The organism is Stenotrophomonas sp. INTA L402-1 (assembly GCF_059295135.1).
Genome location: NZ_JCAFWP010000001.1, coordinates 128,142 through 154,001 on the forward strand (window position 1 = coordinate 128,142; position 25,860 = coordinate 154,001).

26 protein-coding genes are annotated in these 25,860 nt (G+C 67.7%); all 26 read right to left on the reverse strand.

The features are described from left to right. Window positions 1-3: 3 nt before the first annotated feature. The 26 genes from motD to AC5O77_RS00640 all read right to left on the reverse strand — a co-directional run bounded on the left by motD (window position 4) and on the right by AC5O77_RS00640 (window position 25,708). Complete coding sequence (gene motD, locus AC5O77_RS00515) at window positions 4-1,020, reverse strand: flagellar motor protein MotD (protein ID WP_032129222.1); 1,017 nt, start codon at window positions 1,018-1,020, stop codon at window positions 4-6. A 1-nt stretch (window position 1,021) separates the two neighbouring features. Beyond that, on the reverse strand, window positions 1,022-1,762 hold the full coding sequence (locus AC5O77_RS00520; RefSeq protein ID WP_010482457.1) for a flagellar motor protein: 741 nt from the start codon (window positions 1,760-1,762) through the stop codon (window positions 1,022-1,024). Window positions 1,763-1,863: 101 nt separating this feature from the next. Then, window positions 1,864-3,696, reverse strand: coding sequence for a chemotaxis protein CheA (locus AC5O77_RS00525; RefSeq protein ID WP_494506312.1), 1,833 nt, complete (start codon window positions 3,694-3,696; stop codon window positions 1,864-1,866). Between the two features lie 2 nt (window positions 3,697-3,698). After that, window positions 3,699-4,304 carry a protein phosphatase CheZ gene (locus tag AC5O77_RS00530; protein WP_006442968.1) on the reverse strand — a complete coding sequence of 202 codons (606 nt, stop codon included), beginning with the start codon at window positions 4,302-4,304 and terminating at the stop codon, window positions 3,699-3,701. Beyond that, window positions 4,304-4,696, reverse strand: coding sequence for a chemotaxis response regulator CheY (gene cheY, locus AC5O77_RS00535; RefSeq protein WP_006365466.1), 393 nt, complete (start codon window positions 4,694-4,696; stop codon window positions 4,304-4,306). Before cheY ends, AC5O77_RS00530 begins: the two co-directional genes overlap by 1 nt. A gap of 57 nt (window positions 4,697-4,753) precedes the next feature. After that, window positions 4,754-5,497 (reverse strand): RNA polymerase sigma factor FliA, encoded by a 744-nt coding sequence (locus AC5O77_RS00540; protein ID WP_049401180.1) that lies wholly within the window; start codon window positions 5,495-5,497, stop codon window positions 4,754-4,756. Beyond that, complete coding sequence (locus AC5O77_RS00545) at window positions 5,494-6,381, reverse strand: MinD/ParA family ATP-binding protein (protein WP_494506313.1); 888 nt, start codon at window positions 6,379-6,381, stop codon at window positions 5,494-5,496. Before AC5O77_RS00545 ends, AC5O77_RS00540 begins: the two co-directional genes overlap by 4 nt. Then, on the reverse strand, window positions 6,368-7,990 hold the full coding sequence (flhF, locus tag AC5O77_RS00550) for a flagellar biosynthesis GTPase FlhF (protein ID WP_494506314.1): 1,623 nt from the start codon (window positions 7,988-7,990) through the stop codon (window positions 6,368-6,370). The genes AC5O77_RS00545 and flhF overlap by 14 nt, the downstream gene beginning before the upstream one ends. A gap of 145 nt (window positions 7,991-8,135) precedes the next feature. Then, entirely contained in the window at window positions 8,136-10,196 is a 2,061-nt protein-coding gene (gene flhA, locus AC5O77_RS00555; protein ID WP_177178903.1) for a flagellar biosynthesis protein FlhA, read from the reverse strand. Window positions 10,197-10,240: 44 nt separating this feature from the next. Then, window positions 10,241-11,371 carry a flagellar biosynthesis protein FlhB gene (gene flhB, locus AC5O77_RS00560; protein ID WP_478057280.1) on the reverse strand — a complete coding sequence of 377 codons (1,131 nt, stop codon included), beginning with the start codon at window positions 11,369-11,371 and terminating at the stop codon, window positions 10,241-10,243. A gap of 118 nt (window positions 11,372-11,489) precedes the next feature. Further along, entirely contained in the window at window positions 11,490-13,622 is a 2,133-nt protein-coding gene (locus tag AC5O77_RS00565; RefSeq protein ID WP_121503205.1) for a putative bifunctional diguanylate cyclase/phosphodiesterase, read from the reverse strand. Between the two features lie 164 nt (window positions 13,623-13,786). Beyond that, entirely contained in the window at window positions 13,787-14,578 is a 792-nt protein-coding gene (gene fliR / locus AC5O77_RS00570; protein ID WP_012510964.1) for a flagellar biosynthetic protein FliR, read from the reverse strand. Between the two features lie 13 nt (window positions 14,579-14,591). Further along, window positions 14,592-14,861 carry a flagellar biosynthetic protein FliQ gene (locus AC5O77_RS00575; RefSeq protein WP_012510965.1) on the reverse strand — a complete coding sequence of 90 codons (270 nt, stop codon included), beginning with the start codon at window positions 14,859-14,861 and terminating at the stop codon, window positions 14,592-14,594. Between the two features lie 82 nt (window positions 14,862-14,943). Then, the gene (gene fliP, locus AC5O77_RS00580; protein ID WP_478057281.1) at window positions 14,944-15,723 is read right to left on the reverse strand and encodes a flagellar type III secretion system pore protein FliP; all 780 of its coding nucleotides are present in this window, start codon (window positions 15,721-15,723) and stop codon (window positions 14,944-14,946) included. 1 nt (window position 15,724) lies between these two features. Then, window positions 15,725-16,144 carry a flagellar biosynthetic protein FliO gene (gene fliO / locus AC5O77_RS00585; protein ID WP_032129212.1) on the reverse strand — a complete coding sequence of 140 codons (420 nt, stop codon included), beginning with the start codon at window positions 16,142-16,144 and terminating at the stop codon, window positions 15,725-15,727. Further along, entirely contained in the window at window positions 16,141-16,476 is a 336-nt protein-coding gene (fliN, locus tag AC5O77_RS00590) for a flagellar motor switch protein FliN (protein WP_012510967.1), read from the reverse strand. Before fliN ends, fliO begins: the two co-directional genes overlap by 4 nt. Then, window positions 16,473-17,477 carry a flagellar motor switch protein FliM gene (fliM, locus tag AC5O77_RS00595; RefSeq protein WP_032129211.1) on the reverse strand — a complete coding sequence of 335 codons (1,005 nt, stop codon included), beginning with the start codon at window positions 17,475-17,477 and terminating at the stop codon, window positions 16,473-16,475. The genes fliN and fliM overlap by 4 nt, the downstream gene beginning before the upstream one ends. A gap of 10 nt (window positions 17,478-17,487) precedes the next feature. Then, window positions 17,488-18,003: a flagellar basal body-associated FliL family protein gene (locus AC5O77_RS00600; protein WP_049421892.1), complete on the reverse strand. Its 516-nt coding sequence runs from the start codon at window positions 18,001-18,003 to the stop codon at window positions 17,488-17,490. A 192-nt stretch (window positions 18,004-18,195) separates the two neighbouring features. Then, a complete protein-coding gene (locus AC5O77_RS00605) occupies window positions 18,196-19,332 on the reverse strand; it encodes a flagellar hook-length control protein FliK (protein ID WP_494506315.1) in 1,137 nt (378 codons plus the stop codon). Next, window positions 19,332-19,799, reverse strand: a complete 468-nt coding sequence (gene fliJ, locus AC5O77_RS00610; protein ID WP_005416437.1) for a flagellar export protein FliJ — start codon at window positions 19,797-19,799, stop codon at window positions 19,332-19,334. Before fliJ ends, AC5O77_RS00605 begins: the two co-directional genes overlap by 1 nt. A gap of 3 nt (window positions 19,800-19,802) precedes the next feature. Beyond that, window positions 19,803-21,188 (reverse strand): FliI/YscN family ATPase, encoded by a 1,386-nt coding sequence (locus AC5O77_RS00615; RefSeq protein ID WP_032129207.1) that lies wholly within the window; start codon window positions 21,186-21,188, stop codon window positions 19,803-19,805. After that, complete coding sequence (locus tag AC5O77_RS00620; RefSeq protein ID WP_099479183.1) at window positions 21,185-21,826, reverse strand: FliH/SctL family protein; 642 nt, start codon at window positions 21,824-21,826, stop codon at window positions 21,185-21,187. Before AC5O77_RS00620 ends, AC5O77_RS00615 begins: the two co-directional genes overlap by 4 nt. After that, complete coding sequence (fliG, locus tag AC5O77_RS00625; protein WP_024958226.1) at window positions 21,823-22,809, reverse strand: flagellar motor switch protein FliG; 987 nt, start codon at window positions 22,807-22,809, stop codon at window positions 21,823-21,825. Before fliG ends, AC5O77_RS00620 begins: the two co-directional genes overlap by 4 nt. Before the next feature lie 7 nt (window positions 22,810-22,816). Beyond that, window positions 22,817-24,463 (reverse strand): flagellar basal-body MS-ring/collar protein FliF, encoded by a 1,647-nt coding sequence (fliF, locus tag AC5O77_RS00630; RefSeq protein WP_494506316.1) that lies wholly within the window; start codon window positions 24,461-24,463, stop codon window positions 22,817-22,819. A 12-nt stretch (window positions 24,464-24,475) separates the two neighbouring features. Continuing rightward, entirely contained in the window at window positions 24,476-24,841 is a 366-nt protein-coding gene (fliE, locus tag AC5O77_RS00635; protein ID WP_005409552.1) for a flagellar hook-basal body complex protein FliE, read from the reverse strand. A 450-nt stretch (window positions 24,842-25,291) separates the two neighbouring features. Then, a complete protein-coding gene (locus AC5O77_RS00640) occupies window positions 25,292-25,708 on the reverse strand; it encodes a hypothetical protein (protein ID WP_494506317.1) in 417 nt (138 codons plus the stop codon). Window positions 25,709-25,860 lie beyond the last annotated feature (152 nt).

Genomic DNA, 25,860 nt, shown 5'->3' on the forward strand with positions numbered 1-25,860 from the left:
GGATTACTCCTTCATTGCCGGGGGAACGGCGGCGCCGACGCGGCTGCCAGCCGGCACCGGCGGCAACTTCACCGGTGCGATGGGGGAGGTGGGGGCGGTAGCCGGAGTTGCCGCGGCTTGTTCGGTATCGGTGTTCCGGGTGGCGCCGGTGGCTGCGTTCAGGCGCTGGCCGAGTGGGTCCACCGAGTGCGAGGTGTCGGCCAGGATGATGACCATCACCCGGCGGTTGCGGTTGCGGCCCTGCGCGCTGTCGTTCTCTTCGCGCGGGCGGAACTGGCCGTAGCCGACCATGGCCAGCCGCGACGGCTGCACGCCCTGGTCGGCGAACAGGTGCACCACGCTGGCCGCGCGCCCGGCCGACAGTTCCCAGTTCGACGGGAAGGTGGCGGTGGCGATCGGTACGTTGTCGGTGTGGCCTTCCACGCGCACGCTGTTGGGTACGTCGCGCAGGACCTCGGCCAGGCTGGCCAGGGTCTGCCGCGCATGCACGTCCAGCGCCGCCGAGCCGGTGGGGAACAGGATGTCGCTGTTGATCTCGACTTCGATCCACAGCTCGGTGCGGCGCACGCTGATCATGCCGCGGTCGATCAGCGGCGCGAGCGCGGCGGTCAGGCGGTCGGCGATGCTGTTGAGCTGGCGCTCGGCGCGCGCGATCTGCTCCTGGTTGTGCACCGAAACAGGCATACGCATCTGCGAGGCCATCGACGGCAGCAGGGTCGGGTCGTGCGACGGCGCAGGCGCCGAGGGCCCGATCTTGGTGCCGGACTTGATCACCGAGGGGCTGTCCCAGCCGCCACCCTGCACCTGCTTGTTACCCACCTGTACCGGATTGATCGTGCGCGGCGCGCCCCCGAAGGCATCGGTCAGCGCGTCGGCCATGATCCGGTACTTGCCTTCGTTCACCGAGGAAATCGCGTACATGACCACGAAGAAGGCGAGCAGCAGCGTCATCAGGTCGGCATAGGGGATCGCCCATGCTTCGTGGTTGGCGTGCTCTTCGTGGTGCTTGCGGCGGGCCATGTCAGTGCAGGAAGCCGGAGAGGTTGGTTTCGATGTTGCGCGGGTTTTCGCCCTGGGCGATCGAGATCAGGCCTTCGATGACCATTTCGCGGTCGCGGGTGTTGTGCGAGATCACACTCTTGAGCTTGGCGGCCACCGGCAGGAACAGCAGGTTGGCCGAGGCGATGCCGTAGATGGTGGCGGTGAACGCTGCGGCGATGCCGTGGCCGAGCTTGCTCGGGTCGGCCAGGTTCTTCATCACCGCGATCAGGCCAAGCACGGCACCGATGATGCCCAGCGTCGGTGCATAGATGCCCATCGCTTCGAAGACCTTGGCACCGGCCTGGTCCTGGTGTTCCTGGCTGCCCAGTTCGATTTCCAGCATGTGCCGCATCGATTCGGGTTCGACGCCGTCCACCAGCAGCTGCAGGCCCTTGCGCAGGAACGGGTCCTGCTGTGCTTCCACCTGCGATTCCAGGCCCAGCAGGCCCTGGCGGCGGGCGATGTTGCTCCACTCGACGATCTGCTGGATCAGTTCGCGGCGATCGCTGTGCGGCGGGCGCACGACCCAGCGCACGATCTTGAAGGCATGCTTGAACACCGCCGGCGAGGTATGCAGCAGGATCGCGGCGACGGTGCCGACGATGACGATCACGAACGCCGCAGGCGACCACAACGACGCCAGGCCGGCGCCCTTGAGGATGCTGCCGCCGACCAGCGAGGCCAGGGCGAGAAAGAGTCCAATGAGGCTGAGTCTATCCATGGTTCCGGTATCGGCGTGTATGAATGGGACTTGAGACACCGGTAGATCGCGTACAGACGGTAGTCACAGTTTTCGGGGCGCCGGGCATGGCCCGGCGGGGGTCATCGCAGCCCGTCCACGTCCAGGATCAGCGCCATGCGACCATCGCCGATCAAGGTTGCACCGGCATAACCGCGCAGGCCGCGCAGCGCTTTCGGCAGCGGCTTGATGACCACTTCCTCACGCCCGCGTACCTGGTCCACGACCAGCCCGAAGCGCGCTTCGCCAGCTTGCAGCACCACGATGGTCAGCAGCGGCGAGGCGGCCGGCGTCACATCCAGCCACTGGCGCAGATCGACCAGCGGCAGCGTGTGCGAGCGGCGGTCGAGCACGGCACGGCCATCGAACCAGCCCAGCGAGGTGCGCGGCGCGTGCAGCACTTCCATCACGCGGGCCAGCGGCAGCGCATAGACGTCCTCGCCGGCCTGCACCAGCAGGGTCGGCAGGATCGCCAGGGTCAGCGGCACGCGGATCAGGAAGCGGCTGCCACGGCCCAGTTCCGACTGGATCTGGATCTGGCCGCTCAGTTCGCGGATGCGTGACTGCACCACGTCCATGCCGACGCCACGACCGGAGATGTCGGTGACCTGCTGCTTGGTCGAGAAGCCGGGCAGGAACACCAGGTGCAGGCACTCCTCGCTGCTCAGGCGCGCGGCGGCTTCCGGATCGATCAGGCCCTTCTCGCGCGCCTTGGCGCGCAGCTTTTCCGGGTCGATGCCGGCGCCATCGTCCTGTACCTCGATGCTGACGTAGTCGCCTTCCTGCTGTGCGGACAGGCGCACATGGCCCATCCGTGGCTTGCCCTGTGCCTCGCGCAGGTCGGGCATTTCCACGCCATGGTCGATGGCGTTGCGGACCAAGTGCACCAGCGGGTCGGCCAGCGCTTCGACCAGGTTGCGGTCGAGCTCGGTCTCGGCGCCGATCAGTTCCAGGTCCACTTCCTTCTTCAGCGAGCGGGCGACGTCGCGGGCAACCTTGGGGAAGCGCGAGAACACCTTGCCCACCGGCTGCATGCGGGTACGCATCACTGCCGACTGCAGGCGGGCCGTGGCGATGTCCAGGGTGGACACGGCGCGGTCCAGCTCTTCATCACGCAGGCGTGCGCGCAGGGTCTTGAGCCGATTGCGTGACAGCACCAGTTCGCCGATCAGGTTGACGATCGCGTCCAGGCGCTTGGTGTCCACGCGCACGGTATGTTCGGCCTCGGCCAGCGGCTTGGCGGCCGGCTTCGCCACCGGTGCCGGTGCGGCGACCGGGCGCGGCGCTGCGATCGGTGCCGGTGCCACCACGGCCGCAGGCTTGGTGCCCGGTGCGGCGCCACCGTGCAGCTGGTCGAGCAGGGCTTCGAACTCGTCTTCGCTGATCAGTCCGTCGTCGGCCTTCTTCGCTGGCGCGACCGCGGTCGGCGCGTTGCCACCATGCAGCTGGTCGAGCAGAGCCTCGAATTCGTCGTCGGTGATCAGGTCGCTGCCACCCGCGATGGGTGCTGCGGCGGCGGCGGGTGCAGCCACGGCACCGCCGTGCACGTCGAACTGTGCGATCAGGTCCGGCGGCGCATAGCCCGGCTCGGTGCCGGAGGAAACCGCGTCCAGCATCGATTGCAGGTAGTCCAGCGATTGCTGGGCCGCGTCGAAGTGGTGGGCCTGCAGCACGGCCTGGCCGGCACGTGCGGCGCCCAGCGCCTCTTCAGCGGCATGGCACAGCTCGACCATGGCGGTGACGCCGAGGAAGCCGGCGCCGCCCTTCAGCGTGTGGTAGCCGCGGAACACCGCATTGAGCTGTTCGCCGTCCTGGGGTGCCTGCTCCAGCGACACCAGCTGTTCGCCCAGGCGATCCAGGATTTCCTGCGCCTCGATGATGAAATCGGCAGTGATGTCGTCGGATACCGCGCTCATGCTTACAGCCCCAGGTCCGACAACAGGTCGTCGGCGTCGTTCTGCGAGACCGCGTGGCGGTCCAGTCCCTTCAGTGCCGGCCCGGCCAGTTCCGGGTCGGTGCGATGCTGTTCCGGCGGCAGGCCGAGCGCGCCGAAGCCTTCGTGCACGCGGCGGACGATGCCGACCACGCGACGGATGATCTGCCCGGTCAGGTCCTGGTAGCTCTGGGTCAGGGCGATCTCGGTCAGGTTGTGGCGGATGCGCTCGAGCTGCGCGTCCTGGCCCGGCTGCAGGCCTTCAGCGCGCAACTGTTCGGTCAGGCTGCGGCATTCCTCGGCCAGGTCCAGGGTGCGGTGCGTCGCCTGTTCGGTCATCGCCACCACGTGGTCCAGTCGCGCGCAGGCGTCGTCCAGTTCGCCGGCTTCGCTCGGCACGGTCGGCAGTTCGCCCAGCGCCTGTCCCAGCTCGCGGGCCAGCCGCGAGAGGCCGCTCATCATCGGCTGCGTGCGCAGCGCGACCAGCCCATCGATGCGCTGCCGCCAGGCGGCCTCGTCACCGGACTCGAGTGCGTCCAGAGCCTCCTGCAGGCGCAGGGCGAGGGCGTTCTTGTCGACCGTGGTATCCATCAGGCGCTGGCCGCCAGGCGTTCGAAGATCTTGCCGAGCTTCTCTTCCAGCGTCTGCGCGGTGAACGGCTTGATGATGTAGCCGTTCACGCCGCTCTGGGCGGCTTCGATGATCTGCTCGCGCTTGGCTTCGGCCGTGACCATCAGCACCGGCAGGGTCTTCAGCTTGGCATCGGCACGGATGGCCTTGAGCAGCTCGATGCCGGTCATCACCGGCATGTTCCAGTCGGTGACCACGAAATCGAACGGCTGGCTCTGCAGCAGCGACAGCGCGGCATGCCCGTCCTCGGCTTCGGCGGTATTGGTGAAGCCCAGATCGCCCAGCAGGTTCTTGACGATTCGACGCATGGTCGAGAAGTCGTCGACGATCAGGATGCGCATGTTCTTGTTCAAAGCAGAATTCCTTTGTTGTTCATTCCGGACGGCCGGGGGCAGCCGCCTCGGGGATGTTCATTCTTCGAGGCCTGCGTCGGCAGCCTCGAACAGCTTCAGCCGGCCACGCAGGCGCAGTACCGCCTGGCCGTGGATCTGGCAGACCCGCGACTCGCTCACGCCGAGCACCGCGCCGATCTCCTTCAGGTTCAGTTCCTGCTCGTAGTACAGCGAGAGCACCAGTTGTTCGCGCTCGGGCAGGTGGCCGATGGCCTTGCCCAGCTCGCGACCGAACTCGCCGCGCTCCAGTACCTGCTGCGGGGTCGGCCCGCCCTGGGCGACGGTGTCCAGCTCGCCCTGGTCCTCGATGCGCGATTCCAGGCTCAGCACCTGGCCACGTGCAGCGTCTTCCATCAGCCGCAGGTACTCGGGCAGCGGCATCTCCATCGCGGCGGCCACTTCAGTGGCGCTGGCGGCACGGCCACTGCTCTGTTCCAGGCGGCGGATGGTGGCGGCGGCATCACGTGCACGGCGGTGCACCGAGCGCGGGACCCAGTCACCACGGCGGATCTCGTCGATCATCGAACCACGGATGCGGATCGAGGCGTAGGTCTCGAAAGAAGCACCCTGGTCGGCGTCATAGCTGCGCGAGGCTTCGATCAGGCCCATCATGCCGGCCTGGATCAGGTCGTCGACCTCGACGCTGGCCGGCAGGCGCGCGGCCAGGTGGTGGGCGATGCGCCGCACCAGGTCCGAATGCTGGGCGATGACTTCGTTCGCCGCCGAGCGCTGCACTTCCCTGTACTGGGCTGCGCCTTTCATGCCGTCACCCCACGCTGCTTGAGGATGCGTTCGAGGAAGAACTCGACGCCGCCACGCGGTTCGGTCGGCGCCTGCCAGCGCGCGGTACGGCGCGCGATCTCGGTGATCGCCAGCGCCGCCGGGCTGGACGGATAGGCCTTCACCACCGGCTGCTGGCGCTGCACCGACAGGCGCAGCCAGTCATCCTGCGGCACGCAGCCGAGGTAGTTCAGCGAGACATCGGCAAGGAACTTCTCGCAGACGCGGGTCAGCTTTTCGTACAGCACGCGGCCCTCGTTCGGGTCGCGCACCATGTTGGCCACCACCTGGATGCGGTCCACGCCACGTTCGCGCGACAGTACCTTGATCAGTGCGTAGGCGTCGGTGATCGAGGCCGGCTCGTCACAGACCACCACCACGGTGTCCTGTGCGGCCTGGCAGAAGGTCAATACGCCATCGTTGATGCCGGCGGCGGTGTCCACCACCATGATGTCCAGCTCGCGTTCCAGCTCGGAGAACACGTTGACCAGGCCGACGTGCTCGGCCGGGGCCAGCTCGGCCATGTGGCGGCGGCCGGACGCGGCCGGGACGACCAGCACGCCGTTCGGGCCTTCGACGATGACGTCATCCAGCGTGCAGCGGCCGGCAACCAGGTCGGCCAGCGTAAAGGTGGGGTTCAGGCCCAGGATCACGTCGATGTTGGCCAGGCCGAGGTCGGCGTCCAGCAGCAGCGTGCGCTTGCCCATGCCAGCCAGCGCCACGGCCAGGTTGGCCGACACATTCGTCTTGCCCACGCCGCCCTTGCCGCCAGTGACCGCAATGGTGCGCACAGGGCCGAGCGGCTCGCTGCGGGTGGCCGACAGCGGGAAGGTCTTGGTCAGCTTGGCGTACTCACGCGACGGCATGGTTCAACTCCGGGTTGCAGGGCATATCGGCCGCGCGGCGCAAATCTTCAAGGCGAAGTACAAGATTGGCTGCGCTGGCCCGGTGCAGGTCCTCCGGGACGTCCTGGCCATCGGTCACCCAGGTGATCGGCAGGGCATGATCCACGGCCACCGACAGGGCGTTGCCGAAGCGGCCGGTCTCGTCCAGCTTGCTCAGTACCAGGCCCTGCAGGTTGGCCGCGCCGAAGCGGCGGACCACCTCGTCCATGTCGCCGAAGCTGGTGTTGGCCGGCAGCACCAGCAGGGTGCGGACCTGGCGGGCGGCACGCAGCCACTGCAGCTGGGCGGCCAGGGCGCGGTCGCGCGGGCCCAGGCCGGCGGTGTCGATCAGCACCAGCTTGTAGTCCTTCAAGCGTTCCAGCAGCTGGTCCAGGTCGGTGCCGCTGTTGGCCTCGTGCACCGCGATGCCGAGCTGGCGGCCGTAGCCGTACAGCTGCTCGCGGGCACCGATGCGGGTGGTGTCGGTGGTGACCAGGGCCACGTCACGCGGCGCGTGCTTCTCGGCGAAGCGCGAGGCCAGCTTGGCGATGGTGGTGGTCTTGCCGGCGCCGGTCGGGCCGACCAGTGCGATCACACCACCTTCTTCCAGCGGGTCGACCGGGGCGATCGGCAGCTTGCGCGAAATCAGCCCCAGCATCAGGCCGCGGCCTCGATGGGCCTCGGTCTCCAGCGGGATCTGCATGGCCACGTCGCGGGCGAGGCCGGCATCGAAGCCATACTCGTCCATCAGGTCCAGCGCGGTGGCGCGCACCGGGCAGCCGCGCAGGCGCTCGTCGGTGAAGCGGTTCATCTCGCGCTCGATCACATGGCGCATGCCGGCCACTTCCTGGCGCAGCTGGCGGATCTCGGCGTCGTCCTGGGCCACCAGGGTCAGTGCCGGGGCTGGGGCGAGCACGGGGGCAGCGCCGGTTTCGTCGCTGGCTTCGACCGGTGCCGGTCCGCTGGCGACGATCCCGGGTTGCGCTTCGGTCACGGCAGCGGTCGGCAGCGGCGGCGGCTGCACGGCCGACGCCGCGCTTTCGTGATGCGTCTCGTGCGGCGGGTCGATCTGGAAGCGGGCGCGGTTGGCCGGTGCGGCGGTGCTGGGCGCCGGTGCGACGATGGCTTCGGCGAACGGAGCGAAGATCTGATCCGGCAGCGCCGGTTCGTTGACGGCGGCGCGTGCCAGGGTGGCGGCGAAGCCGGTGCTGCCGCGGGTCGGCACGATCTCGTCGGCGCTGTCCAGGGTGCGGCCGGTGGCGCCGACCGCAGCGCGGGCGAGGGCAGCCACGGCCGAGGTGGTTGCGGCGACCGGTTCCGGTGCAGGGGTATTGCTGCGGCGGCGGGTGACCGCGGCGATCACCGCGTCGGCGGCGGTGCGCGGCTTCGGCGCCGGCGGCGGAGCGATGTCACGACGCGAGGCTTCCAGTGCACGCTGCACGGCGCTCTCGTCGTAGTTGGCGGCGGCGACGATCTCGATGCCTTCCTCGATCCGGCGGTTGGACAGGATCACGGCGTCAGGACCATGTTCCTTGCGCACCAGGTTCATGGCCGAGCGCATGTCGGCGGCGACGAATCGTTTGATTTTCATGCTGTGGTCACGGGACGAAGACGGCGGGGTGGCGGTCGGAGAACTCGGGTGGTCGGTGGTCTGCACGGTGCGGGTTCCCCTTGGTATCTGTCTGTTGCGTTGGTTCGAAAGTGGTGTCTGTTTTCTGGCGCATCGGAGGGCGGCGTCAGCTGATCGTTCCGACCAGCTTCAGGCGCTTGTCCTCCGGCACCTCGCTGTAGGCCAGGACCGACAGCGACGGAACGCTGTGGCGGACCAGGCGGGCCAGCGCGGCACGCACCGGGCCAGGTACCAGCACGACCGCGGGCTCGTTGCGGGCTTCCTGCTTGCTGACACATTCGGCCAGGCTCTGGTGCAGTCGCTCAGCGAGTCCGGGTTCCAGCGCGGCGCCGTTGCCCTGCGTGGACTCCTGCAAGACACGTTCCAATTGTGGGTTGAGCGTGAACACCGGCAGCTCCGCCGACATTCCGGCGATCTCCTGCACGATGAAGCGGCCCAGTGCGGTGCGCACGGCGGCAGTCAGCACGGCCGGGTCCTGGCTGCTGGGCGCGTGTTCGACCAGCGCTTCGGCGATCTTGCGCAACTGGCGGATCGGAATGCGCTCGACCAGCAGGTTCTGCAACACGCGCACCACCGCCGACAGCGGCAGCGCCTTCGGCGTCAGATCTTCGACGAGCTTGGGCGCGCTCTTGGCCAGGTTGGCCAGCAGGTGCTGCACTTCCTCGTGGCCGAGCAGTTCCGGTGCGTGCTCGCGGATCAGGTGCGACAGATGGGTGGCGACCACGGTGGCCGGATCGACCACGGTATAGCCCAGCGTTTCAGCCTGGGCACGCTGGTGCGGTTGGATCCAGGTCGCGTCCAGGCCGAACGCGGGGTCCTTGCCGGCGATGCCTTCCAGCGCGCCGAGGGCGCTGCCCGGGTCCAGCGCCAGTTCGCGGTCGGGGTGGATCTCGGCGGTGGCCACCGGTACGCCATGCACCAGCACGCGGTAGCCGTTGGCCGGCAGCTCCAGGTTGTCGCGGATGTGCACCGAGGGGATCAGGAAACCGACGTCCTGGGTCAGCTTGCGGCGCACGCCCTTGATGCGTGCCATCAGTTCGCCGCCCTGGTTGCTGTCCACCAGCGGAATCAGCCGATAGCCGACCTCCAGGCCAAGCGGATCGACCGGGCGCAGCTCGTCCCAGCTCAGTTCGGCGGTGGGCGCCGGTGCAGCCGGGCGACCCAGTGCGTTGAGCGCGGCGGCGTCATTGCCTGCGGCTGCCGGATCGGTGGCCGCGGCCTTGCCCTTGCGGTAGACCTTCCAGGCGATGAAGCCGAGGATCGCGGACAGTGTCAGGAAAGCGACGTTGGGCATACCCGGCACCAGGCCGACCACGCCAATGATTCCGGCGGTGATCGCCAGCGCACGGTACTGGCCGAACACCTGGCCGGTCATGGCCTGGGCCATGTCCTGCGAACGCGAGGCGCGGGTGACCAGCATGGCCACGGCGCTGGAGACCAGCAGCGCCGGCAGCTGCGCCACCAGGCCATCACCAATCGACAGCAGGGTGTAGGTGGCAGCGGCATCGCCGAACGGCATGCCATGCTGCAGCACGCCTACGGCCAGGCCGCCGAGCATGTTGATGAACAGGATCAGGATGCCGGCAATGGCATCACCACGGATGAACTTGCTGGCACCGTCCATCGCGCCGTAGAAATCGGCTTCCTCGCGGACTTCCTCGCGGCGCAGCTTGGCTTCTTCACGCGTCAGCAAACCGGCGTTGAGGTCGGCGTCGATCGCCATCTGCTTGCCGGGCATCGCGTCGAGGATGAAGCGCGCGGTCACTTCCGAGACGCGGCCGGCGCCCTTGGTGATGACCACGAAGTTGATGATGGTCAGGATCGCGAACACCACGATGCCCACTGCGTAGTTGCCGCCGATCACGAATTCGCCGAACGCGGCGATGACCTTGCCTGCGGCGTCGTGGCCGTTCTGGCCGTTCAGCAGGATGACGCGGGTGGAGGCGACGTTCAGCGCCAGCCGCAGCATGGTGGTGATCAGCAGCACGATCGGGAAGATCGTGAAGTCCAGCGGGCGCTTCACGTAGACCACCGCCAGCAGCACCATCAGCGAGATGGCGATGTTGAAGGTGAACAGGGCGTCGAGCACCGGCGCGGCCAGCGGCACCACGACCATGGCCAGCAGGGCCAGCACGATCAGCGGTGCGCCAAGGCCCTGGCGGATCATTTCCAGCGCGCGGCGGGTGTTGAAACCGGTGGAGGGCTGGGCGCTCACGGGCGGCCTCCCTTGCCGAATTCATCCACCTGGATGTGCGGGGCGTCCGGCATCGGGCCAGTGCGCCAGGCGCGCAGCTGGTAGACGTAGGACAGGACCTGGGCGACGGCCGAATACAGTCTCACGGGGATTTCCTTTCCGAGTTGGCCTTCCCGATACAAGGCGCGTGCCAAAGGCGGGGCGGAGACGATCGCCACCTTGTTGCCGTCGGCCACTTCACGGATGCGCAGGGCGGTCTCATCCACACCCAGGGCGACCACTTTGGGGGCGTTCATGGCGCCGCCCTCGTATTTAAGGGCGACCGCGTAGTGGGTGGGGTTGACCACCACCACGTCGGCAGTGGGCACCGCCTCCATCATCCGGCGGTTGGCCATCTGCTGCTGCAGCTGGCGGATGCGGCCCTTGACCTCGGGGCTGCCCTCGCTTTCCTTCATTTCCCGGCGCAGCTCTTCACGCGTCATCTTCAGCTTGCGCATCCAGTTCCAGCGCTGGTAGGGCGCATCGATGGCAGCCAGCACCAGCATCGCGCCGGCGGTGGCCAGCAGCAGGCGCAGGGTGAAGCCGAGGCCGTCGGTGATGGCGGTCTCCAGCGGGTGGTGGATCAGCCCGCGCAGGGTGTCGAAGCCGGTCCACACCACCAGCCCGGCGGCAACGCCGACAAAAGCCACGCGCAACAACGACTTCGTGAACTCGGCGATGGCTTCCGGGCCATACAGGCGCTTGAGCCCGCTCATCGGGTTCATGCGGTTGAAGTCGGGCATCATCGCCTTCTGCGACCAGCGCAGGCCGCCCATCACCAGCGGGGCGACGAAGCTGGCCAGCAGGCAGACCAGCACCAGCGGCGCGATCACCAGCATGAACTGCAGCAGCAGGTCGCCGAAGTGGCCGAACAGCGCCTTCGGGTTCTGCCGCAGGCTCTGCTCTGGGCTGAGTGCAAGCTTCATCCAGGCGCTTGCACCGCGGCCGATCGAGCCGCTCATGGCCATCACCGCCAGTACGCCGGCGCCGAACACGGCGGCCGTGCCGAGCTCGCGCGAGCGCGGCAGGTTGCCCTGTTCACGGGCGTCGCGCAGGCGTTTTTCGGTAGGTTGTTCGGTCTTTTCGCCGGCGGATTCGTTCTCGGACATCACGGGCACTGCGGCAGGGGATGCCGGGGTGCGTGCAAGAAGTGTTCCGTGATGGGTTCATGTGCCAACCAAGGTTGGCATCTACCAGAGCAGGTGCAGGTGGGAGCGCAGCCTGGATTTACCCCGGCGGGTGCTGCGTCGGCGGGCTCTGCGCCAGTTCCACCCGAGGCCGGGGCAGGTCATGCAGCTGCATGAAGCGCGCCGCATCCACCGGGCGGCCGAGCAGGTAGCCCTGCAGGTAATCGCAGCCCAGCCGCTCCAGGTAGGCGCGCTGCGCGGCGGTTTCCACGCCTTCGGCCACGATGTCCATGTCCAGCGCGTGGCCCAGCGCCACGATCGCCGAGACGATCACCACGTCCTCGGCGCTGTGCTCCAGGTCGCGTACGAAGGCGTGGTCGATCTTGATTTCGGTGGCCGGCAACCGCTTCAGGTACAGCAGGCTGGAATAGCCGGTGCCGAAGTCATCGATGGAGATGCCCACGCCCAGTGCCGAGAGCGCCTGCAGCAGGCGCAGGCTGGTATCGGTATCGCGCATCACCGTGCTTTCGGTGATCTCCAGCACCAGGTGGCGTGGGGCAATGTCGTAGCGTTCGATCACTTCACGCACATCCTGCAGCAGGTGCGGCGAACTGAACTGCACCGGCGACAGGTTCACCGACATCGACCAGCCCTCGTGGCCGGCATCGTGCCAGCGGCGCAGCTGCTGGCAGGCCTGGTCCAGCGCCCAGCGCCCGATCTCATTGATCGCACCGCTGCGTTCGGCCAGCCGGATGAAGCGGTCCGGCGGGATCAGGCCATGCTCCGGATGGCGCCAGCGGATCAGCGCTTCGGCACCGGCCACCTTCTGCGTGGCTACCTGGATCTTCGGCTGGTAGTGCAGGAACAGCTGCTCGCTGCCGATGGCCCGGCGCAGGTCGGCCAGCAGCCGGAACTGTTGTTCGGCGCTGTCATTCATCCAGTCGGCGAACAGCACGAAGGCGTTGCGTCCGGATTCCTTGGCCTGGTACATCGCTGCATCGGCAAAGGCCATCAGCTGCCGCTCGCTGGCAGCGTGATCCGGACAGATCGCCACGCCGATGCTGGCGGTCACCTGCAGTTCGTTGTCGGCCAGCAACGGCCCGCTGCCGACCGCCTGCAGGATGCGCCGGGCCAGCGTCGGCAGGTCCTCGTCGTGCTCGATGCGCACCACCAGCACGAATTCGTCACCGCCCAGACGGGCCAGCATGTCGTTGGGCCGAAGCAGCTGGCGCGTGCGTTCGGCCACCGCAACCAACAGTGCATCGCCGGCCTGGTGGCCGTAGGCATCGTTGACCTGCTTGAAGCCATCCAGGTCCATGAACATCACCGCGAAGCGGCTGCCGCCCTGTTCGGCCTCGGCCAGCGCCTGCACGATGCGACGCTGCAGCAGCAGGCGGTTGGGCAGGCGGGTAAGCGGGTCGTGCAGTGCGGCCTGGGTCAGTTCCTGCTGTGCGTCGGTCAGTGAGGTACTCAACAGGGAATTGCGCAGGCGCAGCAGCTGCGCCTCCACCCGCTGGTCCAGCCAGGAGACCACCAGCACCACGGCCAGGATGGCGACGGTCAGCACCACCACCAGCATGGCCAGCCATTCGCTCTGCAGCCCATCGCCGACGGCTGCGCCGCAGATGCTGCCTTCCGGAAAGCGCGCGGCGGCCATGCCGGTGTAGTGCATGCCGACGATGGCCAACCCGAGCAGGCCGGCAGCCGCGAGCCGGTCGCCGACACGGGTGCGCTGCGCGCGCAGGCGGAACGCCACGTACAGCGCCGTCCACGAGGCGGCCACCGCCACCATCAGCGAAAAAAGCAGCCAGCCCGGGTCGTAGTCGATGCCCGGCTGCATGCGCATTGCGGCCATGCCAACGTAATGCATGCCGGCAATGCCGGTGCCCATCAGCAGCGCGCCACCGGCCAACCGCGGGTGGGGCAGGGTACGCAGCGAAACCAGCCATAGCGCGAACACCGATGAGGCGATCGCCAATGCGAGGGAAAGCAGGGTGATCGGCAGGTCGTAGCCGAGCGGAATGGGCAGGTCGAAGGCGAGCATGCCGATGAAGTGCATCGACCAGATGCCCAGGCCCATGGCGAAGCCACCACCGAGGCGCCACCACCACGCCGCGCCCTTGCCGGGTGCAGTGACCGTGCGCCCGGCCATCGCCAGCGCGGTGTACGAAGCCATCACGGCCACCAGCAGCGAGATCGCCACCAGCCACGGGTTGTACGTGCCTACCAGCATTCGTCAGTCTCCCGGACCTGCCTGTCGACGGAAACCACGGTGGGGCATGCATGAGGCAGGCCGACGCACGGCGCCGGCCACGTGCGGCATCCCCCCGGTTGCCGCGTATTCACTCTAACGCGCAGACCCGGGGGAAGGGCAAGCAGTAAAACGTGATGATCCGGTCAGTGTGTGACCGTGTCCGCAGCCTGGAAGGCGGCATCGAACAGGCGCTGTACCGGCGGACCCATTTCCCCGGCCAGCAGCGCCAGCAGGAACAGGCCCAGCAGCAGCGACACTGGCAGGCCGAGCTGGATCGGGTTCAGCGCGGGCGCCGCACGAGCCAGGACGCCGAACGCCAGGTTCACCGCCAGCATTGCCACAGTCAGCGGGATCGCCAGGGTCAATGCGCCGCGCAGTACGGTCAGCAGGAAGGTTGGGGCGATGCTGAAGAAGGCGTGCGGGTCCGGCAGCGGGGCGCCGATCGGCAGCGCCCGGTAGCTGTCCACCACCAGCGAGATCAGTGCCAGGTGCCCGTTGGCGGTGAAGAACAGCAGGCCGAACAGCAGATAGAACCACTGGCCGATCACGCCGGAGGTGCCGCCACGCAGTGGGTCACTCATCTGCGCGAAGGCCAAGCCAGTGCCCTGGGCGATCAGTTCGCCGGCCATCGCGCCGGCCTCGAACACCAGCCGCAGCAGGAAGCCGATGGATACGCCGATGGCCAGTTCACGGGCGATGGTAAGGACCGTGGCGGCATCGAAACCGGTCCAGTCCGGTACCGGCGGCAGCAGCGGCGCCAGCGCAATGGCCAGGGTGCCAGCCAGCACCACGCGCACCCGTGCGGGAACGGCACGGGTACCGACCATCGGCATGGCCATGGCAACTGCGCCGATGCGCAGCATGGTCCACAGCACGGTGCCGATCATGCCGAAGGCCTGCAGGCCGTCGGCAGCCATCTGGGTGGCGGCGTCCATCGAAGCGCGTTTCCTAGCCGATCAGGTGTGGAATGCGCTGGAACAGCAGCGTGGTGAACTCCACCAGGTGGCCGATCAGCAGGCTGCCCAGCGCGAACAGCACCGCGGTCAGCGCCGCCGCCTTGGCGACGAAGGCGATGGTCGGCTCATTGAGCTGGGTCGCGGCCTGCACCACGCCCACCACCACACCGACCACCAGCACGGTGAGCAGCAGCGGGCCGGCCACCCACAACACGGTGATCAGGCCGCCACGCAGTTCGGTCAGGGCAAGTTCGGGAGTCATTCGGGTTCCATCTGCTCATGTAGCGTCGAGCCATGCTCGACTGTGCTTCTGTAGAGTCGAGCCATGCTCGACTGCCTCTCGATCACGCCGGATTGAAGCTCGCCGCCAAGGTACCGACGGTCAGCACCCAGCCATCCACCAGCACGAACAGCAGGATCTTGAACGGTGCCGACACCAGCATCGGCGACAACATCATCATGCCCATCGACATCAGCACGCTGGCCACCACCAGGTCGATGATCACGAACGGGATGAAGATCAGGAAGCCGATCTCGAAGGCGGTCTTCAGTTCGCTGGTGACGAACGAGGCGACCAGCACCGGGAACGGGATCGCATCGGGGCTGGCGTAGGTGCCATGCCCGGCGATGCCGGCAAAGGTCATCAGGTCGGTCTCGCGGATCTGCGCCAGCATGAAGCCGCGCAGCGGCGTGGTGGTCAGCGTCCAGGCGGTCTGGAAGTCGATCTCGCCGTTGAGGTAGGGCGCCATGCCGGTGCTCCAGGCCTTGTCCCAGGTCGGCAGCATGATCATCGCGGTGAGGAACAGGGCCAGGCCCAGCAGCACCTGGTTGGACGGCGTCTGCCCGGTACCCAGTGCCTGGCGCAGCAGGCCCAGCACGATGATGATGCGGGTGAACGAGGTCAGCACCAGCAGCATCGACGGGATCAGGGTGATCGCGGTCATCAGCAGCAGGGTCTGCAGCGGCAGGCTGACCGGCGCACCGCCGATCTTGCCGACGTTGATTTCCGGCAGCGGGGTGGTCGGCGCGCCGGGTGCGGCGAAGGCCAGCGCCGGCAACAGGCACAGGGCGAGCATCAGCAGCCACGGCATCAGGGTGGCAAGACGGGTACGGGTGACACGCATGTCAGGGATCCTTGCGCAGCCGCTGCTGCAGCAGCTGGGCGAAATTCGGCAGGTTCTTGAAGTCCGGCACGCGCACCGGCGCGGGCGGCGGCAGCGGTTCGGGCAGGGTGTGCAGGGTGTTGATGCCGCCAGCGGTGACGCCCAGCAGCAGCTGCTGGCCGTTGACCTCGACCACCACCACGCGCTCCTTGGCACCGACACTCAGGCTGGCCACCACCTTCATGCCGTCGGCCGGGCGGAAGCCGCTGCCGGGCAGGCGCTTTAGCAGCCAGCCGAGGCCGATGACCAGCGCCAGCACTGCCAGCAGCGCCAGCACCGCGCCGAACAGGCTCGGTGCGGCGGCTGCGTGCTGGCCGATCTGCGGGCCGACCGGAGCGGCGGTCTTGCCGACCGCCAGCAGTGTGGAGGCCAGCAGGCTCAACGCAGTCTCCGGATCCGCTCGCTCGGGCTGACCACGTCGGTCAGGCGAACGCCGAAGCGGTCGTTGATCACCACCACCTCGCCGTGGGCGATCAGGGTGCCGTTGACGAACACATCCAGCGATTCGCCGGCGCCGCGTTCCAGTTCCACCACCGAGCCCTGGTTGAGCTGCAGCAGATTGCGGATCGGCAGGCGGGCACGACCGACTTCCAGCGACAGGGTCACCGGCACGTCGAGGATCACGTCCAGGTTGAGGTCGGCGCCGGCCCCTTCTTCGGCCTGCAGGGTGCCGAACTGGGCCGGGGTCGGTTCGAGGGCGTCGATATCGTTCATTGCGGGTCTTCCTGGATGACGGGTGCGCGCGGGCGGGTGCCCGGCGGATGGGTAGCGGTGATCTTCACGGCGTTCATGCCGTTGGCGATGCCGAACTCGCCGGTGAACACCGGGATGTTCTCCACGCACAGCGGCACCTGCGGGCTGAGCTCGATCGGCAGGATGTCGCCGACCTTCAGCTGGGTCAGGTCACGCAGGGTCATGCGCTTGCTGGCCAGTACGCTGGACAGGGTCACCTCGGCGATGTTGAGCTGTTCGCGCAGGGTCTGGCCCCAGCTTTCGTCGCGATCATTGCGGTCGCTCTGGATGCCAGCGTCGAGCAGCTCGCGGATCGGTTCCAGCATCGAATACGGCAGGGTCACATGGATGTCGCCGCCACCGCCGTCGAGCTCGACGTGCAGCCGGCACACCACCACGTACTCGCGCGGCGTCACGATGTTGGCGAAGTGCGGGTTGATCTCCGAGTTGATGTACTCGAAGTCGACATCCATCACCGGTGCCCAGGCCTCGCGCAGGTCGGCGAAGGTCTGCTTCAGCAGCAGGTGGATCACCCGCATTTCGGTGGCGGTGAACTCGCGGCCTTCAATGCGGGTCGGGTAGCGCCCGTCGCCGCCAAAGAAGTTGTCGACGATGGCGAACACCAGGGTCGGTTCGAACACGATCAGGCCGGTACCGCGCAGCGGCTTGAAGCGGATCAGGTTCAGGTTGGTCGGCACATACAGCGAGTGCATGTAGTCGTTGAACTTGATCAGCTCGATGCCGCGCACCGACAGTTCGGCCGAACGGCGGATCAGGTTGAACAGGCCGATCCGCCACAGGCGCGCGAAGCGCTCATGGACCATTTCCAGGGTCGGCATGCGACCGCGGATGATGCGGTCCTGGCTGGCGAAGTCGTACGAACGTGCTTCGCCTGACGGCGGTTCCGCATCGGTCTCGACCGCGCCACTGTCCACGCCGTGGAGCAGGGCATCGATCTCGTCCTGGGACAGCAGATCATTCATCTGTGGGCCCTTACTGGGTCACGAAGCTGGTGAACAGCAGATCGTCGGCGCCGTTGCTGCCGGTCTCGGCCTTGAGCACTTTCTGCACTTCGGCCAGCGAAGCGGCCTGCAGCTTCTGCTTGCCGGCGATGTCGGCGATCTGGTCGGGGCTGACCTGCGAGAACAGCATCAGCAGGCGTGCGCGAATGGCTGGCGCATGCGTCTTGATCGCTTCCAGTGCAGCGGGATCGCGGGTCATCAGCTGCACTTCCAGCTGCAGGTAGCGCGGGCCGTCGACCGGGCCGTTGAGATTGACCACGAAGGCCGGGTCCAGCGCGAAGTACTGCGCCGGTGCCGGAGTACTGGCCTTCTTCGGGGCCTGCGCGGTCTTCTCTTCGTGCTTGGACTGGGTGAAGAACCAGACGCCGCCACCGGCGGCAGCGGCGGCGAGCACGGCCACCAGTGCGGTGATCAGGATCGGACTGCGCGGCTTGGCGGCCTTGTCCTTCTCGGCGGTCTTCTTGGTTTTGTCAGCGGCTGCGGCCACGGGGTGAAGCTCCTGAGGGTTGCTTCACCGGGATATGCAAGGGGTGTGCCGGAGCCGGGGCAGAGGGGTGCGACGGAATTCCGTCGGGGTGCCGGTGGGGCCGTGCGGAGCACGCTCCGCACCCACCAACGCGATACTGGTAGGTGCCAACCGTCCCGCTCTGGTGGGTGCCAACCTTGGTTGGCACGTCTGTCAGGCGTACGCGTCCAGCAACCCGCGCTGGCGGATCAACTGCGCGGACGACACGCTGGCCTCGCCCGGCGACGGTTCTCCGTCACCCGCGATGCCGCCGCCACTGGCCTGGCCTGACGCATTGCCGTCACCACCGGGCGCCTGATGACCAACATCAGCATGAGCCAGCTGGAAGCCCTGCTCGCCGAGGAGTTCGCGCAGGCGCGGCAGGCTGCTTTCCAGTGCCTGGCGCACATCCACGTGTGGGCTGCTGAAGCTGGCATGCACCTTGTCGCCGTTCAACTGCAGGCGCACATCGACCGGGCCCATGTCGTCCGGACTCAACCGGATGTGGGCGTGGCCGATCTTCTGGTCGGCCAGCCAGCCCAGGCGCGCGCCGACGGCCTGGTCGAAACCATCGTCACCGAGCACCGGCTTCGGCGTCGGCTCGCCATTGAAGATGGCATTGCCGGTGGCCAGCGCGGCTTTCAGATCCTGCACGGCCGCATTGCTTGGCGCATGCAGCAGCGGCGCTGCGGCACGGTCGCCGATGAAGGTTGCGTCGCTGTCTTCGCCACGTTCGTTGCGCTTGCCGGGCAGCACCAGTTCAGGCAACGGCAGCGTGGCTGTCTGGTCGGTGCCGCTGCTGGTGGTGGACGATGTGGCAGCCGCCGCTGTGGATGGCAGGGCTGCGGCGGCCGGCAGTGCGGCGGGGGCGGGTAGTGCGTTGCCGTCTACGTCGGTAGCCGTTGCGGCCACTGTTGGCAGAGCGGCGGCAGGATCGGCAGGCGCGGGTACCGCCAGCACCAGCCCGGCCAGGCCGAGTGGCGGCCAAGGGGCTTCCTCGGTCGCCGCCGGGGTGTCCTTTTCGGCAACCGGCTTGGCCGGTGCTGTGGGCACCGTGGCGGCGGTCTCTTCGGGGACGGCAGTGCTGTCCGGCCTGCGCTCGGCGCCGGCCTGGCCAGTACTGTCCGATGCCGGTCCCTGCGTGGACGGCATGGGCGAGTTCGAGGGTTTCGAGGGTGCATCGGCACCCGGCGAGCCACCCTGCAGCAGTTGGCTGAACCCCTTGTTGCCATCACCGCGTGGTGCGCGGGGGGCGCTGCTGCCGGAATGCTGTGGCTGCGCGTTGGCGCTGCTGGCCAATGGCGCGGGCATCACGAGCGGCCTCCCTGCTCGGCGCCGTCCTGATCTTCGGCCTGTACCAGGCGGGCGCGACGCGCGCCAATGTCGTCCATCTCGCGCTGGTCGCGGCGGTCGGTCACCACTTTTTCCTGTGCGCGGTAGCTGGCGGCCAGCTGTTCCAGCACGGCCTTGTCACGGCTGGCCAGGATCAGGCGGGCGCGCTCGGCTTCCACCTTTTCGCGGTTGCCGTTGACCGTGGCCTGCTGCTGCTCCACCGCACTGTCGAGACGGTCGAGGAAGGCGCGCCGGTTCAGCAGCTGCGCCGGGCTGGTCGCTGCCATCTGCGCGTTCGCATATTCCTCGGCATAGCGGCGCAGTTCGTCCAGTCGCGATAGATGGGTATCGAGCACGCGCTGGCGTTCGGCCAGATCGCGGGCGACTGCGTCCTCGTGTTCCTGGGCCCGCTTGAGCAGGGGATCGATGCGCTTGGACTGGTTCATGGCTTAACTCTCTTGTTCCACCAGGCGCTGCAGTGCCGCCTGGCTGTGCGGGAGATCTGCGGCCTTGGCGACGTCCTGGCCGAGGAACTCCATGATTTCCGGCCAGCGTTCCAGGGCTTCGTCGGTGGCCGCGTCGTTGCCGCGCTGGTAGGCACCGATGGCGATCAGATCGCGGTTGGCCGAATAGGCCGAGACCAGCCGCTTCAGCTTGCGGATGCGCAGGCGCCACGGTTCGTCGGCGATTTCCGTGACCACGCGGCTGACCGACGATTCAACGTCGATGGCCGGGTACAGGCCACTGTCGGCCACGCGCCGCGACAGCAGGATGTGGCCGTCGAGGATCGCGCGCGCTGCATCGGCGATTGGATCCTGCGGATCGTCGCCTTCGGTCAGCACCGTGTAGAACGCGGTGATCGAGCCACGGCCCTTGGCTCCATTGCCGGCACGCTCGACCAGCGCCGGCAGCTTGGCGAACACCGACGGCGGATAGCCGCGGGTGGTCGGCGGTTCGCCCACCGACAGGCCGATCTCGCGCTGGGCCTGGGCGAAGCGGGTCAGCGAGTCCATCAGCAACAGCACGTTCAGGCCCTGGTCGCGGAACCATTCGGCAATGGCGGTAGCGCGATAGGCACCATGCAGGCGCGCCAGCGGCGGCCGGTCGGCGGGACTGGCCACCACCACGGCGCGGCGCAGGCCTTCCTCGCCCAGCGTGGTCTCGACGAAGTCGCGTACTTCGCGGCCACGTTCACCGATCAGGCCGACCACGATCACGTCGGCGGCGGTATAGCGGGTCATCATGCCCAGCAGCGTCGACTTGCCGACGCCGGAACCGGCGAACAGGCCGACACGCTGGCCGCGGCCGATCGGCAGCAGCGCGTTGATCGCGCGCACGCCCACGTCCAGCGGCTGGGTGATCGGTTCACGCGCCAACGGATTGATCGACACGCCGGCCATGCCGACATGCCCTTCGGCGCGGATCGGGCCCTTGCCATCCAGCGGCACGCCATCGCTGTCGATGACGCGGCCGAGCAGGCCTTCGCCCACTTCCACGCCGCCACGGCGCGCGGACGGCACCACCCGGGCATTGGGCAGAAGGCCGTGCAGTTCGGCGCTGGGCATCAGGTAAGTGCGCTCGCCGGCGAAGCCGACCACTTCGGCATCGACCCAGCCACCATCGACCACTTCCACCTTGCAGCTGGCGCCCAGCGGTGCCTCGCAGCCGACCGCTTCCAGGGTGAGCCCGACCGCGCGGCGCAGCACGCCCTCGCGGATCAGGCCGCGGCCATGGGCGGTATCCACACGTAGGCCATCGAGGCGACGGGCCAGGCGCAGGTTGCGGGCCATGGCCCAGTCGGCCGGTGGCGGCGTCGGCTGCTGATCGGGGTTCATGCATTGGCTCCGGTCTGGCGGATCACCGCGTCCAGCGCGCCGCGCAGGCGGGCTTCCAGGGTGCCGTCGATGCGCACGGCTTCGGCGTGCACGCGAAGATCGCCGCGGCTGAGGCTGGTGTCTGGCACCAGGCGCTGTTGTGGCGGCAGGCTCAACAGCGGGGCGAGGGCGGCGATGTCGTCCGGGTGCAGTCGCACTTCCACTTCCCGGGTGCTGCCACCCACCGCGTCGATGGCCTCACCGACCAGCTGTGCCAGCAGTGCCGGGTCGGCTTCATAGGCGCGGCCGACCAGCGCACCGGCGATGCGTACCGCCAGCTCGCCCAGTGCGCCGACCACTTCGTTCTCCAGCCGCACCAGCGGTCGGCTGAAGTTGTCGAGGATGCCTTCGATCTGCGCGGCGAGGCGACGCACCTCCGCCTGGCCCTGGCCGTAGCCTTCGGTATGGCCGTGCTGGAAGCCTTCCTTCTCTGCGCTGTCCTGGATGGCTTGGATTTCCTCCAGGGTCGGCAGCTGCAGCGGCGGCTCCGGCTCGTGTTCCGGGTCCGGCTCGGTGAGTTCGAACGCATCCTCCTGATCCAGCACCGGTTCGGGCTGGGCCAGCAGGTCCGGGGCAAGCCAGCGCACGACGTTGCTCACAGCATGGCCTCCGCGCTGCCACCGATGGTGACCGTGCCTTCATCGGCCATGCGCTTGACGATGGCCAGGATCTCGCGCTGCGCGCCTTCCACGTCGGACAGGCGCACCGGGCCACGGGCTTCCATGTCTTCCAGCAGGATTTCGGCCGCACGCTGCGACATGTTGCGGGTGATCTTGTCGCGCACCTTGATGTCGGCGCCGCGCAGGGCCAGGCCCAGGCGCTCGCCGCTCACCTCGCGCAGCACCAGCTGCATCTCGCGGTCGTCGAGGTCTACCAGGTCGTCAAACACGAACATCAGGTCCTGGATGCGGTTGCTCAACGGCGCATCGATGCGGGCGATCTCGCCCAGGATCGCCTGGTCCTGGCCGCTGTCCATGAAGTTCAGGATGTTGGCCGCGCACTGCACGCCGCCGATGTTGGACGACTTCAGGTTCTGGTTGCCGGCGAACTGGCGCTCCATGATCTCGTTGAGTTCATTGAGTGCGTTCGGCGGAATGCCGTCGAGGGTGGCGATGCGCAGCAGCACGTCCACGCGGGTACGGTCGGGCAGCAGCTTCAGCGCGTCGGCGGCCTGGTCGGTCTCCAGGTGCGCCATCACGATGGCGATGATCTGCGGGTGCTCGTTGCGCACCAGGTCAGCCACCGCACGCGGGTCCATCCACTTCAGTGCGTCCAAGCCGGTGGTGTTGCGGCCGAGCAGGATGCGGTCGATCAGGTTGCCGGCCTTCTCGCTGCCCAGTGCCTGCACCAGCATGTTGCGGATGTAATCGTCCGAGCCCACGCCCAGCGAGGTCTTCGAGCCCAGCTCCTGGCCGAACTGGTCCATCACCCGTTCTACCTGTTCGCGGGTGATGTCGGTCATGGTGGCCATGGCGATGCCGATTTTCTGCACTTCCTTGGGTTCCATGTGACGCAGCACTTCGGCCGCATCCAGCTCACCCAGCGAAAGCAGCAGTACGGCGGCGCGCTGCACGCCAGTCAGTGCGGCCTCAGTCATTGGCCACCCAGCCCTTGACCACCTGGGCCACGCGCTTGGAGTCGGTCTTCACGGCTTCACGCGCCATCCGCAGTCGTTCCTCATATGAATCCACCGGCAGGGCCAATGCATCCGGCCCGCCCAGGCTGGCCCGGTCGGCGCCCAGCGCCGGCAGCGGCATGCCATCGTCATCGACCAGCTGCACGTCCGCGGTATGCGGCTCCAGTGCCTGTTCGTCGTTCTTCTTGTTCTGGCCGGTGATCGCGCGCAGTGCAGGGCGCAGCACACCGAACAGCAATGCCAGCACCACCACGGCACCCAGCAGCATGCGACCGGCGTCGTGCACCCACGGCAGCTCCCACCATGCCGGGCCTTCGACCGGCGTGGTGTCACGCACGAACGGGGCATTCATCACCGACACGGTGTCGCCACGCTCGGCGTTGAAGCCGACGGCCTGCTTGACCAGCGCCTCGACGCGGGTCAGCTCGGCCGCCGACAGCGGCTGCGGCGCGACTTTGCCGTTGGCACCGGCGCGCGGCACGTTGTCCACCAGCACCGCCACCGAGACGCGCTTGATGCGGCCGGCCGGCTGACGGGTGTGCTGCAGGGTGCGGTCCAGCTCGTAGTTGCGGGTCGCGTTCTTGCTGCTTTCGGTCGGGGCCTGCGCAGTGGCCGGTGCGGCCTGCTGGCCCGGCGGGCTGTTACTGGTCGCGCCCGGCACGCCCTGCGGGCCCGGGGTGCTGGTGGTGTTCTCGCTCATCTGCTCGCTGCGCAGCTTCTGCGGTTCACCGTTGTAGAGCTCACGGGCTTCCTCGGTCACCGAGAAGTCCATGTCCACGCTCACTTCCGGATTGACGCGGCCAGGACCGGTCATCGGCTCCAGCAGCTCGCGGATGCGCTGGTTGAACGAGGTTTCCTGGCGGCGGACCTGCTCGAACTGGGCCGCATTGACCGCCGCTTCGCTGTTCGGGTCGGTGATGCTGAGCATGCGCCCGCTCTGGTCGACCACGGTCACCCGTTCCGGAGCGAGGTCCGGAATGCTGGCCGCGACCATGTGCACGATGGCGTCCACCTGGCTGCGTTCCAGCTGCTGGCCGCCACGCAGTTCCAGGGTGACCGAGGCGCTGGCCACGTCACGCTGCCGGGTGAAGGCGCTGGGCTTGGGAATGGCCAGGTGCACGCGCGAATCGCGCACCGGGCGCAGTGTGTTGATGGTGCGCGACAGCTCGGTTTCCAACGCATGCTGGTAGCGCGCGCTTTCCACGAACTGGCTGACGCCGAAGCCCGGGTCGCGTTCCATCAGCTCGAAGCCGAGCTTGCCGCTGTCGGTCAGGCCGGAGCCGGCCAGCTTCAGGCGGGCGTCGTGCAGGTTCTTTTCCGGCACGGTGATGCCACCGGTGGCCGGGTCGAGCGCGAACGGGATCTGCGCGGCGCGCAGCAGGTCGGTCGCTTCAGCGGTGGCCTTCTGGTCCAGGCCGGTATACAGCGGGACCATGCCGGGCTTCTGCGACCAGAAGAACACGGACAGCCCGGCCGCTACGGCCACGGCGATCATCGCCATCAGTCCGAGCCGACGGGTGATCTGCAGGCTTTGCAGCCGATCGAACCACTGGCCCGCCTTTTCGACGTTCAGGGATTCCTTGGAGAGCGACAGGGCCATGCGGTTCTATCCTTACAGCGGCATGTTCATCACGTCCTGGTAGGCCTGGACGAGACGGTTGCGGACTTCCACGGTGGCGCGGAAGGCGATCTGGGACTGCTGCGAGGCGACCATGACCTTGGCGAGGTCGGCGCTGGGGTCGCCCATTTCGAAGGCTTTGGCCAGGGCGCCGGATTTCTGTTGCGCGTCGTTGACGCCGGCAATCGCACCACGCAGGGTTTCGGTGAAGCTGGCCGGCTGGGCCTGCGGTGCATCCAGCACCGTGCCCGGCAGGGCGTTGCTGCGCGGCGTTTCGCCCAGCGGGTTGAGCGCCGGCTGTCCCATCTGGGTCTGATAGGAGCGGATCTGCGAAAGGATCGACGTGACGGAGTGGGACATCTGCAACGGTTCCAGAAACAGGGGATGGGGTTGTCTGCTGGAGCAGGTGCAAGTGCCGTGCCGAAACCGGTTTTCGATTCAGTGAAGTGAGGAGGTTGGGTGTGCGTGCGGGGTTGCACCCCGCTCCCCGCGGTAGTGCCGGCCGCTGGCCGGCAACCTCAGCGGCAACGGCCGAAGCAACAGCAAAAGCGGGGCTACCGATGGTTGGCGGGGTGGGTCCGGTTACGGGGGGCGCTGCAAGTACGTCCATGTAAGCTCGGTCGCCGCATCCATGCGGCTCACGCCCCCGCAACCGGACCCACCCCGCCTTCGACAGTTGGCCGCGATCTGTTGGAACCTGCTGCTGATGGTGGGTGCCGACCGTTGGTCGGCACGGGGTCAGATCCCGTTGCGACGCAACGGGCGCTGACCCTATTGAAAGCGCCATTTATCCGGCGTCGGTTTTCTGGCCTATGGCTGCAGGGTCCAACGGCCGGAATTCTGGCGCTGGCGCGGTGCGATAGGGCCGTCGTGCTGGGTGTAGATGAAACGGCCCTGGTGATTGGTCTGGCAGGTCAGCAGCAGGGTGTAGTGGGCCGGTCCTGCGGGGTGGGCTTCAGTCATCTCGATTTCCGCGATGTGTGGGGCCAGGCGCTGATAGCGGTAGCTGCCGCCGATGCGGAGGTCGGTGCCGAGGATGTCCAGCACATACTGGTTGCCGGCGAAGCTGACCTGCACCATGCGTCCGGCATTGGGGTTGTCCGGTGCGTAAAGCGGGTCGCTGAGGTTGGTGAACTGGCGCTGGTCCACCGTGGTGGGCAGGGTGCAGTCGGCGGCGCTGGCCAGGGGCGGGCAGAGCAAGGCGGCGAGCAGAGTGAGGCGATGCATGGTGGGACCTCGTTGGGATGTCCTTGCCATGCTCCGCACTGCGGCGGTGATGTCTTTAGGAAAACGTGCAAATGCAATGGGGTCAGATCTCTTTCCGCAGGAAAGGGATCTGACCCCAGGTACTGGAAACACCAACGCCCGGGCAAGCCCAG

Excerpts from the sequence above, each read along its gene's own strand:
- AC5O77_RS00615 (WP_032129207.1), bottom strand. The coding sequence starts at position 21,188 with ATGAACCCCGATCAGCAGCCGACGCCGCCACCGGCCGACTGGGCCATG.
- fliR (WP_012510964.1), bottom strand. The coding sequence starts at position 14,578 with ATGGACGCCGCCACCCAGATGGCTGCCGACGGCCTGCAGGCCTTCGGC.
- AC5O77_RS00540 (WP_049401180.1), bottom strand. The coding sequence starts at position 5,497 with ATGAAAGGCGCAGCCCAGTACAGGGAAGTGCAGCGCTCGGCGGCGAAC.
- flhB (WP_478057280.1), bottom strand. The coding sequence starts at position 11,371 with ATGTCCGAGAACGAATCCGCCGGCGAAAAGACCGAACAACCTACCGAA.
- AC5O77_RS00545 (WP_494506313.1), bottom strand. The coding sequence starts at position 6,381 with ATGCCGTCGCGTGAGTACGCCAAGCTGACCAAGACCTTCCCGCTGTCG.
- AC5O77_RS00640 (WP_494506317.1), bottom strand. The coding sequence starts at position 25,708 with ATGCATCGCCTCACTCTGCTCGCCGCCTTGCTCTGCCCGCCCCTGGCC.
- fliN (WP_012510967.1), bottom strand. The coding sequence starts at position 16,476 with ATGAACGATATCGACGCCCTCGAACCGACCCCGGCCCAGTTCGGCACC.
- flhA (WP_177178903.1), bottom strand. The coding sequence starts at position 10,196 with ATGATCCGCCAGGGCCTTGGCGCACCGCTGATCGTGCTGGCCCTGCTG.
- fliM (WP_032129211.1), bottom strand. The coding sequence starts at position 17,477 with ATGAATGATCTGCTGTCCCAGGACGAGATCGATGCCCTGCTCCACGGC.
- motD (WP_032129222.1), bottom strand. The coding sequence starts at position 1,020 with ATGGCCCGCCGCAAGCACCACGAAGAGCACGCCAACCACGAAGCATGG.
- fliP (WP_478057281.1), bottom strand. The coding sequence starts at position 15,723 with ATGCGTGTCACCCGTACCCGTCTTGCCACCCTGATGCCGTGGCTGCTG.
- fliJ (WP_005416437.1), bottom strand. The coding sequence starts at position 19,799 with ATGAACCAGTCCAAGCGCATCGATCCCCTGCTCAAGCGGGCCCAGGAA.
- flhF (WP_494506314.1), bottom strand. The coding sequence starts at position 7,990 with ATGAAAATCAAACGATTCGTCGCCGCCGACATGCGCTCGGCCATGAAC.
- AC5O77_RS00520 (WP_010482457.1), bottom strand. The coding sequence starts at position 1,762 with ATGGATAGACTCAGCCTCATTGGACTCTTTCTCGCCCTGGCCTCGCTG.
- fliE (WP_005409552.1), bottom strand. The coding sequence starts at position 24,841 with ATGTCCCACTCCGTCACGTCGATCCTTTCGCAGATCCGCTCCTATCAG.
- AC5O77_RS00525 (WP_494506312.1), bottom strand. The coding sequence starts at position 3,696 with ATGAGCGCGGTATCCGACGACATCACTGCCGATTTCATCATCGAGGCG.
- AC5O77_RS00530 (WP_006442968.1), bottom strand. The coding sequence starts at position 4,304 with ATGGATACCACGGTCGACAAGAACGCCCTCGCCCTGCGCCTGCAGGAG.
- AC5O77_RS00565 (WP_121503205.1), bottom strand. The coding sequence starts at position 13,622 with ATGCTGGTAGGCACGTACAACCCGTGGCTGGTGGCGATCTCGCTGCTG.
- AC5O77_RS00575 (WP_012510965.1), bottom strand. The coding sequence starts at position 14,861 with ATGACTCCCGAACTTGCCCTGACCGAACTGCGTGGCGGCCTGATCACC.
- fliF (WP_494506316.1), bottom strand. The coding sequence starts at position 24,463 with ATGGCCCTGTCGCTCTCCAAGGAATCCCTGAACGTCGAAAAGGCGGGC.
- AC5O77_RS00605 (WP_494506315.1), bottom strand. The coding sequence starts at position 19,332 with ATGCCCGCGCCATTGGCCAGCAGCGCCAACGCGCAGCCACAGCATTCC.